Consider the following 8,751-nt stretch of genomic DNA (forward strand, 5'->3'; position numbering starts at 1 on the left):
CTACGACATTGCACCGCTCACCGTTTGTAGGCGCAGGTTTATGTAGGAGCTGGCTTGCCAGCGATAGCGCCCGGTGAGCTCGCCATCGCCAGCAAGCCGGCTCCCACAGAGGCCAGGCGCCTCACCGCGCGTTCCCACGGTCCCCCGTGTGGGACGCTCCGCGTCCCGCTCTTGCTGGGCAGGGGCTAGCGGAAGTATTCGCCGGGGGTGGTGGCGAATTGTTGGCGGAAGGCGGCGATAAAGGCGGAGGTAGAGTCGTAGCCGCAGGCCAGGGCCACGTCGGTGACGCGTTCGCCCTGTTCCAGCGGCGTCAGTGCCCCGAGCAGGCGCAGGCGCTGGCGCCAGGCGCGGAAGGTCAGGCCGGTCTCGGCGAGGAACAGCCGGCTCAGGGTTTTCTCCGTCACCCCCAGTTTCTGCCCCCACTGGCTCAAGGTGGTGGCCTGTTCCGGGTGCTGTTGCAGGCTGCGGCAGATCTGCCGCAGGCGCGCGTCGTGGGGCAGCGGCAGCATCAGGTCCAGTTGCGGCGCAGCGGCCAACTGGTCCAGCAGCACTTGGGCCAGGCGCCCTTCGGCCGCGTCTTCGGCGTATTCCACCGGCAGCTCGCTGAAACTGCGGATCAGCTCCCGCAGCAGGCTGCTCACCGCCAGCACCTGGCAGCGCTCGGCGGCCCAGGCGGTGACGCTGCAATCCAGGTACAGGCTGCGCATTTCCGTGCGCGGCGAGCTGAACACTTGGTGCGGCATGCCCGCCGGAATCCACACCGCCCGTTGCGGTGGGGCGACAAAGCGCCCGGCGCTGGTCTGCACCTCCAGCACCCCGGCAATCGCATAGGACAGTTGCACCCACGGGTGGCTGTGGCGCCGGGTCAAGGCGCGGTTGGGCAGGGATTCGGTGCGACCGTAAATCGGTCGCGGCAGGCTGGGAAGCCCTGGAATACTGCGCCGAACGGCTTTTTCATGTCCTTTAGTCGGCATTTACTGGCTCATTGGCGTTAGTCGGCAAACAGCGAGCACGTTAGAGTCGCTCCACGGTTTTTGGCAACCCCCTGGATGATCCTGCCCATGAAGCTTTCCCGTCTGTTACCCGACACCTTCACCATGACCCTGGTTGCGGTGGTCCTGCTCGCCAGCTTCCTGCCCGCCAGCGGCCAGGTGGCCGTGGGCTTTGGCTGGCTGACCAACATCGCCATTGCCCTGCTGTTTTTCCTCCACGGCGCCAAGCTCTCGCGGGAGGCGATCATTTCCGGAGCCGGCCACTGGCGCCTGCACCTGTTGGTGTTCGGCCTGACCTTTGTGCTGTTCCCGGTGCTGGGCCTGGCCCTCAAGCCGCTGCTGTCACCGTTGGTAGGCAACGAGCTGTACCTGGGCATGCTCTACCTTTGCGCCTTGCCGGCCACAGTGCAGTCGGCGATCGCCTTTACTTCCCTGGCCCGGGGCAACATCCCGGCGGCGATCTGCAGTGCCGCGGCCTCCAGCCTGTTCGGCATCTTCCTTACGCCGCTGCTGGTGACGTTGCTGCTCAATGTCCACGGTGACGGTGGTTCGACCGTGGATGCGATCCTCAAGATCAGCGTGCAACTGCTGCTGCCGTTCGTCGCCGGGCAGATTGCCCGGCGCTGGATCGGTGCCTGGGTCGGGCGCAATAAAAGCTGGCTGAAATTCGTCGACCAGGGTTCGATCCTGCTGGTGGTCTACGGCGCCTTCAGCGAAGCGGTGAACGAAGGCATCTGGCAGCAGATTCCGCCCTTGGAACTGCTGGGCCTGGTGCTGGCCTGTTGCGTGCTGCTGGCCCTGGTGCTACTGGCGTCGAGCCTGCTGGGCAAGGCCTTTGGCTTCAGCCAGGAAGACCGCATCACCATCCTCTTCTGCGGCTCGAAGAAGAGCCTGGCCACCGGCGTGCCCATGGCCCAAGTGTTGTTCGCCGGCAGCACCATCGGCGTGCTGATCCTGCCACTGATGCTGTTCCACCAGATCCAGCTGATGGTCTGCGCGGTGTTGGCCCAGCGTTACGCCAAGCGCCCGGAGTCGGTGCCGGAACTGATGGCCCAGGTCGATCCCTGAGGCCAAAAAAAAGCCCCGCTGCGCAGTCCGCAGCGGGGCTTTTTCATGCCTGGGTCAAAGCCCCAGTTCCAGCTCCAGCAGGTCACTCAGGGGCTGGCGACGGCGGATCAAGCGGGCTTCACCGTTTTCGAACAACACCTCCGGCAGCAGCGGCCGGCTGTTGTAGTTGGACGACATGCTGGCGCCATAGGCCCCGGTGTCGTGGATCACCAGCAGATCACCGACCTGGGCTTGCGGCAGCAGGTGCGGGGTCAGGGCCTGGTCGTCCTGGGTGAAGATATCGCCGGACTCGCACAGCGGGCCGCCGACCACGCTCAGGCGCTCGGGACGCTGCACCGGCTGGCCGTCGGCACCCAGCAGGCTCATGCCGTGGTAGGCGCCGTACATGGCCGGGCGCATCAGGTCGTTGAAGCCGGTGTCCACCAGCACGAAGTGATGCTGGCCGGCGTCTTTCACCACCCGCACTTCACTCACCAGGCAACCGGCCTCGGCCACCAGGAACCGCCCCGGTTCGATTTCCATGCGCACCTTGTGCCCGAGGAAGGCTTCGATCTCCTGGCGGGCCTGGCTCCAGGCAGCGGCGTAGCGCTGTACGTCCACCGGTTCGTCGCCTTCGCGATAAGGCGTGGACAAGCCGCCGCCGATGGAGAAGGCCTCGATGTCGTGGTCCAGGGCTTTCACCGCCGCGACCATGGCTGCGCCGACCTGCTCCAGGTGGGCGTAATCCACGCCGGAACCGATGTGCATGTGCAGGCCCACCAGGTGCAGGCCGTGCTGGCGGATCACGGCCAGGGCGTCATCCATCTGCTCGTGCCAGATACCGTGCTTGCTGTTCTCGCCGCCGGTGTTGGTTTTGCGGCTGTGGCCGTGGCCAAAGCCGGGGTTGATGCGCAGCCACACCCGATGGCCCGGGGAGCGCTCGCCCAGTTGGCGCAGCATGTCGATGGAACCGGCGTTGACCTCGATCTGCAACTCCACCACCCGCGCCAGGGTCGGGGCGTCGAACAGATCGCAGGTGAACACCACTCCAGCCGGGTCGCCCGCTGGGCTGAAGCCGGCCAGCAGGGCGCGCTCGATTTCCCCCAGTGACACCGCATCGACCTGCACCCCGGCTTCGCGGATCAGGCGCAGCAGGTGCAGGTTGGACGAGGCTTTCTGCGCATAGCGCACCACGTCGAAGACGTGCAACTGGGCGATGCGCGCCTGGATGGTGGCGGCGTCATAGCACCACAGCGGGGTGCCGTGCTGGCGAACGGCGGCGGTCAGTTGTGCGGGGGAGAAGGGCATGGCGATCTGCTGTTGGCGGCCTAAAGGAGAGGGCCAGCATGCCCAAGGCGAGCTATTCAATAAAATATCTATTTTTTGTCAGTCGATTCAGTTCTGATATGGGCCTGGTTTTTCCTGGAGCCCAACCGTGCAGATTTCCCTGCGGCATATCGAGGTGTTTCGCGCCATCATGCAGGCCGGCAGCGTCACCGGCGCGGCGCGCCTGCTGTTCACCTCGCAACCGACCCTGAGCCGTGAACTGGCCCGGCTGGAGAGCCTGTCCGGGCTCAAGCTGTTCGACCGCGAAGGCGGCCGTCTGCTGCCCACGGCCCAGGCCATGCTGCTGTTCGAAGAGGTGGAGCGGGCGTATGTGGGTCTGGAGCGGATCAACAGCCTGGCCCAGTCGATGCGGCGTTTCGAACACGGCCAGTTGAGCATCACCTGCCTGCCGTTGTTCTCCCAGACCCTGCTGCCCCGGGTGTTCAAGCATTTTCAACACCAGCACGCCGGCATCGGCCTGAGCATCACCGCCCAGGAGTCGCCCCTGCTGGAAGAGTCTCTCAGCGCCCAGCGCCATGACTTGGGCCTGACCGAAAACGAGCATGTGCCGCGCGGAACCCAGGGCGAGCTGCTGTTCTGTGCCGACATGGTCTGCGTGCTGCCGGACGGGCATCCGCTGCTGGCCAAGGCGCAACTGGCCCTGGAGGATTTCCAGGGCGTGGACTTTATCAACCTTTCCGGCCTGGACCTGTACCGCCAGACCCTCGACGAACACTTTCGCCAGGCCGGCGTCGACCGTCGAGTGGTGGTGGAAACCACCAGCGCCGCTTCGGTGTGTGCCATGGTCCGGCAGCGCCTGGGGGTAGCGATCATCAACCCGCTGACGGCGCTGGAAGAGCAGGGCCGAGGGCTGGTGATCCGCCCATTGCAACTGTCGATTCCCTACCGGGTGATGCTGATCCGCCCGGACTACCGACCCTCGTCGAGCTTTGTCGAAGCCTTCTGCGTGTCATTGCGTGAGGAGGCGTTGCGTCTGACGGGGTCTTAGAGGCGTTTGCTGTCTTGGTGCTTTCACGCTTTAGCCGTAACGTGGCGGCTTGCGACTGCCCCCAACTGTCCAGGAACGCACCATGCCTGACGCCGCCCCGCCGATTGCCCCTTCAGCCGCGCCGCCGGCGCCTGTCAGCCTGGCGCAAGCCTTCTGGTTCTGGCTCAAGTTGGGCTTTATCAGCTTCGGTGGGCCGGCCGGGCAGATTTCGATCATGCACCAGGAGCTGGTGGAGCGCCGTCGCTGGATCTCCGAAGCACGATTTCTGCATGCCCTGAACTACTGCATGTTGCTGCCCGGGCCCGAAGCCCAGCAACTGGCGACCTACATCGGTTGGCTGCTGCACCGGACCCGTGGCGGCATCATCGCCGGCCTGCTGTTTGTGCTGCCGTCGCTGTTTATCCTGATTGCCCTGTCGTGGCTGTACATCGCCTTGGGCGACGTGCCGGTGGTGGCCGGGGTGTTTTACGGGATCAAGCCGGCGGTGACCGCCATCGTGCTCCAGGCCGCGGTGCGCATCGGCGTGCGGGTCTTGAAAAACCAGTGGCTGTGGGCGATTGCCGGGGCCTCGTTCACCGCCATCTTCGCCTTCAACGTGCCGTTCCCGCTGATCGTATTGGGGGCGGCATCGCTCGGTTATCTTGGCGGGCGCCTGGCCCCCCGGGCCTTTGCCGGCGGCGGCCACGGCCCGGCGAAAAAGGCCGGCGCCCCGGCGCTGATCGATGACCACACGCCCACCCCGGAGCACGCCCGTTTCAGCCCCTGGAAACTGGCCCGGCTGGTGGTAGTGGGGGCGTTGTTGTGGGCGCTGCCCATGGCCATCCTGACCCTGCTATTCGGCTGGCACGGCACCCTGACCCAGATGGGCTGGTTCTTTACCAAGGCGGCCTTGCTGACCTTCGGCGGTGCCTACGCGGTGCTGCCCTATGTCTATCAGGGCGCAGTGGGCCATTACGGCTGGCTGACGCCGACCCAGATGATCGACGGCCTGGCCTTGGGGGAAACCACCCCCGGACCGCTGATCATGGTGGTGGCCTTTGTCGGCTTTATCGGTGCCTATGTGTTGCAGGTGTTCGGGCCGCAGCAGGCTTTCCTGGCGGGTGCGGTGGCGGCGGGGCTGGTGAGCTGGTTCACGTTTCTGCCGTCATTCGTGTTCATTCTCGCCGGCGGCCCGCTCGTGGAGTCGACCCACAACGTGCTCAAGTTCACCGCGCCCTTGACCGGGATTACCGCAGCGGTGGTGGGGGTGATTGTCAACCTGGGGTGCTTTTTCGCTTATCACGTGCTCTGGCCGAACGGCTTCAACGGCCCATTGGACATGCCTTCGGCGTTGATTGCGCTGGCGGCGGCGTTGGCGTTGCTGGTGTTCAAGCGCGGGGTGATTCAGGTGTTGCTCGGCTGCGGTTTGGCGGGGTTGGCGGTGCATGTGTGGGGGTAGGCAGGACCCCGACGCACCGAGGGTGCGCCGGGGGTGTTGCCACCCGGCCGGAGGATATCGTGGGTCCGCCAGCCGGGCGTTGAACCTGTGGGGTCAGGCCCGTTCGATGGCCAGCGCCACGCCCTGGCCGCCGCCGATGCACAAGGTCGCCAAGCCTTTCTTGGCGTCGCGCTTGAGCATCTCGTGCAGCAGGGTCACCAGCACCCGGCAACCCGAGGCACCGATGGGGTGGCCGATGGCGATGGCGCCACCGTTGACGTTGACCTTGCTCGCGTCCCAACCCAGCTCCTGGCCCACCGACAGCGCCTGGGCGGCAAAGGCTTCGTTGGCTTCGATCAGGTCCAGTTGCTCCAGGGTCCAGCCGGCCTTGTCCAGGCAGCGACGGGTGGCCGAGACCGGGCCGATGCCCATGATCGCCGGGTCGACACCGGCGTTGGCATAGGCGGCGATTTTCGCCAGCACCGGCAGGCCCAGGGCCTGGGCCTTGGCCGCGCTCATCAGGATCACTGCCGCCGCGCCGTCGTTCAGCGACGAGGCGTTGCCGGCGGTGACGCTGCCGTCCTTTTTAAAGGCCGGCTTGAGTTTGCCCAGGGATTCGGCCGTGGTGCCGGCCCGCGGCTGTTCGTCCTGAGCGAAGGCCACCGGGTCGCCCTTGCGCTGGGGAATCAGGATCGGGGTGATTTCATCGACAAAACGCCCGCCCTCGATGGCGGCCACGGCTTTCTGTTGCGAGGCGGCGGCAAAGGCGTCCTGGGCTTCACGGCTGATGCCGAATTTTTCCACCAGGTTTTCGGCGGTGATGCCCATGTGGTAGTCGTTGAACGCGTCCCACAGGCCGTCGCTGATCATCGTGTCGACCAGTTGGCTATGGCCCATGCGCAAGCCGGTGCGGGCGCCGGGCATGACGTAGTTGGACAGGCTCATGTTTTCCTGGCCGCCGGCGATGATCACCTCGGCGTCGCCGCAGCGGATGGCCTGGGCCGCCAGGTGCAGGGCCTTGAGGCCGGAGCCGCAGACTTTGTTCAGGGTCATGGCCGGCACGGCGTGGGGCAGGCCGGCCTTGATCGCGGCCTGGCGTGCCGGGTTCTGGCCAGCGCCGGCGGTGAGCACCTGGCCCATGATCACTTCATCCACCTGGGCACCGTCCAGGCCGGTTTGCGCCAGCAGTTGGCGGATGACGGCAGCGCCCAGGTCTACGGCGCTGATGTTGGCCAGGGAGCCCTGGAAGCTACCGACGGCGGTACGGGTGGCGGCAACGATGACGACGTCTTGCATGGAATCATTCCTCCTCAGGCGAACTGCATTTCAGGCACATGGTCCGGCACGATCAGCTTGCCGGCGGTCTTGCTGACGATTTCCTCGACGCTCACCCCAGGGGCGCGCTCCTTGAGGATAAAGGCGCCGTTCTCGATCTCCAGGTAGGCCAGGTCGGTCAACACGCGCTTGATGCAGTTGGCACCGGTCAGCGGCAGGCTGCAACGGGGCAGCAGCTTGGATTCGCCGTCTTTCGAGGCGTGGGTCATGGTGACGATGATGTTCTCGGCACCGGCCACCAGGTCCATGGCGCCGCCCATGCCTTTGACCAGCTTGCCGGGGATCATCCAGGAGGCGATGTTGCCTTCCACGTCCACCTCGAAGGCCCCCAGCACGGTGAGGTCGATGTGGCCGCCACGGATCATGGCGAAGGATTCGGCGGAAGAGAAGATCGAGGCGCCGGTGCGGGCGGTCACGGTTTGCTTGCCGGCGTTGATCATGTCGGCGTCGACTTCGCTCTCGGTGGGGAAGGCGCCCATGCCCAGCAGGCCGTTTTCCGATTGCAGCATGACTTCCATGCCGTCGGGGATGTAGTTGGCCACCAGGGTCGGAATGCCGATGCCGAGGTTGACGTAGTAGCCGTCCTGCATTTCGCGGGCGACGCGTTGAGCCATTTGTTCGCGGGTAAGAGCCATGTTTGTTGTCCTTTTTAGTCGGGCTGGGAGCGGGCGATCACTTGCGCACGGTGCGCTGTTCGATGCGCTTCTCGAAGGTGCCGCAGATGACCCGGTCGACGTAAATGCCCGGGGTGTGGATCTGCGTCGGGTCCAGCTCGCCCGGCTCGACGATTTCTTCCACTTCGACCACGGTGATCTTGCCTGCAGTGGCCGCCAGGGGGTTGAAGTTCTGGGCGGTGTGGCGGTACACCACGTTGCCGAAATGGTCGGCCTTCCAGCCTTTGACGATGGCGAAGTCACCAGTGATGGACTCTTCCATCAGGTACGGGCGGCCATTGAATTCACGGGTTTCCTTGCCGTCGGCAACGGGGGTGCCGACGCCGGTGGCGGTGAAAAAAGCCGGGATGCCGGCACCGCCTGCTCGCATTTTTTCCGCCAGGGTGCCTTGGGGGGTCAGCACCACTTCGATTTCGCCGCTGAGCAGCTGCTTCTCGAACAGGGCGTTTTCACCGACGTAGGAGGCGATCACCTTGCGGATCTGCCGGTCTTCCAGAAGCACGCCGAGGCCGAAGCCATCCACGCCGCAGTTGTTGGAGACCACTGTCAGCTCGCGAGTGCCGCGGCGCTTGATCTCGGCGATCAGGTTCTCGGGAATGCCACACAGGCCGAAGCCGCCGGCCAGTACCGTCATGCCGTCTTCCAGACCTTCCAGAGCCTCGGCGTACGACGCTACGCGTTTATCGAAACCTGCCATATGCACCATCCTCTCTTGTTGTTCGCGGTCGGCGGAGAAGCCGAATGAGTCGCAGTGTTGCGCTGCCGGATTGATTTGTTAAGTTGTTTTTTATGGTTGATTGATTTGGAAAACGGGATAATAGTCGCAAGCGGCAAGCGGCAAGCGACAAAGCGGCAAGCGGCAAGCGGCAAGCGGCAAAGCGGCAAGCGGCAAGCCACAAGCCCAATCCGGCTTTTCTCTTGCTGCTGCCGCCCCCTTGGAGCTCCCCACCA

Annotated in this window: 8 protein-coding genes; 3 read left to right on the forward strand and 5 right to left on the reverse strand. The window is 65.0% G+C overall.

Going from position 1 to position 8,751, the window contains the following annotated elements; all coding sequences use genetic code 11:
- Positions 1–185: 185 nt before the first annotated feature.
- Positions 186–974: an AraC family transcriptional regulator gene (locus M1B34_RS33080; protein ID WP_123331437.1), complete on the reverse strand. Its 789-nt coding sequence runs from the start codon at positions 972–974 to the stop codon at positions 186–188.
- Between the two features lie 87 nt (positions 975–1,061).
- On the opposite strand from M1B34_RS33080, the gene M1B34_RS33085 reads away from it, so the two are divergent.
- Positions 1,062–2,060, forward strand: coding sequence for a bile acid:sodium symporter family protein (locus tag M1B34_RS33085; protein ID WP_123331440.1), 999 nt, complete (start codon positions 1,062–1,064; stop codon positions 2,058–2,060).
- A 54-nt stretch (positions 2,061–2,114) separates the two neighbouring features.
- Here the strand turns inward: M1B34_RS33085 and lysA are convergent, their stop codons facing one another.
- Positions 2,115–3,347 carry a diaminopimelate decarboxylase gene (lysA, locus tag M1B34_RS33090; protein WP_268263994.1) on the reverse strand — a complete coding sequence of 411 codons (1,233 nt, stop codon included), beginning with the start codon at positions 3,345–3,347 and terminating at the stop codon, positions 2,115–2,117.
- Between the two features lie 127 nt (positions 3,348–3,474).
- Here lysA and M1B34_RS33095 point away from each other — a divergent pair, with 127 nt between their 5' ends.
- Together M1B34_RS33095 and chrA are read left to right on the forward strand one after the other, a co-directional pair.
- Positions 3,475–4,374, forward strand: coding sequence for a LysR family transcriptional regulator (locus tag M1B34_RS33095; protein ID WP_123331442.1), 900 nt, complete (start codon positions 3,475–3,477; stop codon positions 4,372–4,374).
- An 82-nt stretch (positions 4,375–4,456) separates the two neighbouring features.
- Entirely contained in the window at positions 4,457–5,812 is a 1,356-nt protein-coding gene (gene chrA, locus M1B34_RS33100) for a chromate efflux transporter (RefSeq protein WP_268267372.1), read from the forward strand.
- A 93-nt stretch (positions 5,813–5,905) separates the two neighbouring features.
- On the opposite strand, the gene M1B34_RS33105 is transcribed toward chrA, so the two are convergent.
- Genes M1B34_RS33105 through M1B34_RS33115 form a run of 3 tightly spaced genes read right to left on the reverse strand, consistent with a single transcriptional unit; the run spans position 5,906 to position 8,497 of the window.
- Positions 5,906–7,087: an acetyl-CoA C-acetyltransferase gene (locus M1B34_RS33105; RefSeq protein ID WP_268267373.1), complete on the reverse strand. Its 1,182-nt coding sequence runs from the start codon at positions 7,085–7,087 to the stop codon at positions 5,906–5,908.
- A 14-nt stretch (positions 7,088–7,101) separates the two neighbouring features.
- Positions 7,102–7,761: a CoA transferase subunit B gene (locus tag M1B34_RS33110; RefSeq protein ID WP_123331448.1), complete on the reverse strand. Its 660-nt coding sequence runs from the start codon at positions 7,759–7,761 to the stop codon at positions 7,102–7,104.
- Between the two features lie 37 nt (positions 7,762–7,798).
- A complete protein-coding gene (locus M1B34_RS33115; protein WP_123331450.1) occupies positions 7,799–8,497 on the reverse strand; it encodes a CoA transferase subunit A in 699 nt (232 codons plus the stop codon).
- Positions 8,498–8,751 lie beyond the last annotated feature (254 nt).

This window comes from Pseudomonas morbosilactucae (assembly GCF_023241715.1).
Classification (GTDB): Bacteria; Pseudomonadota; Gammaproteobacteria; order Pseudomonadales; family Pseudomonadaceae; genus Aquipseudomonas; species Aquipseudomonas morbosilactucae.

Bases quoted from the DNA above. Each gene is read 5' to 3' on its own strand.
- M1B34_RS33080 (WP_123331437.1), bottom strand. From the start codon at position 974: ATGCCGACTAAAGGACATGAAAAAGCCGTTCGGCGCAGTATTCCAGGG.
- M1B34_RS33085 (WP_123331440.1), top strand. From the start codon at position 1,062: ATGAAGCTTTCCCGTCTGTTACCCGACACCTTCACCATGACCCTGGTT.
- lysA (WP_268263994.1), bottom strand. From the start codon at position 3,347: ATGCCCTTCTCCCCCGCACAACTGACCGCCGCCGTTCGCCAGCACGGC.
- chrA (WP_268267372.1), top strand. From the start codon at position 4,457: ATGCCTGACGCCGCCCCGCCGATTGCCCCTTCAGCCGCGCCGCCGGCG.
- M1B34_RS33105 (WP_268267373.1), bottom strand. From the start codon at position 7,087: ATGCAAGACGTCGTCATCGTTGCCGCCACCCGTACCGCCGTCGGTAGC.
- M1B34_RS33110 (WP_123331448.1), bottom strand. From the start codon at position 7,761: ATGGCTCTTACCCGCGAACAAATGGCTCAACGCGTCGCCCGCGAAATG.
- M1B34_RS33115 (WP_123331450.1), bottom strand. From the start codon at position 8,497: ATGGCAGGTTTCGATAAACGCGTAGCGTCGTACGCCGAGGCTCTGGAA.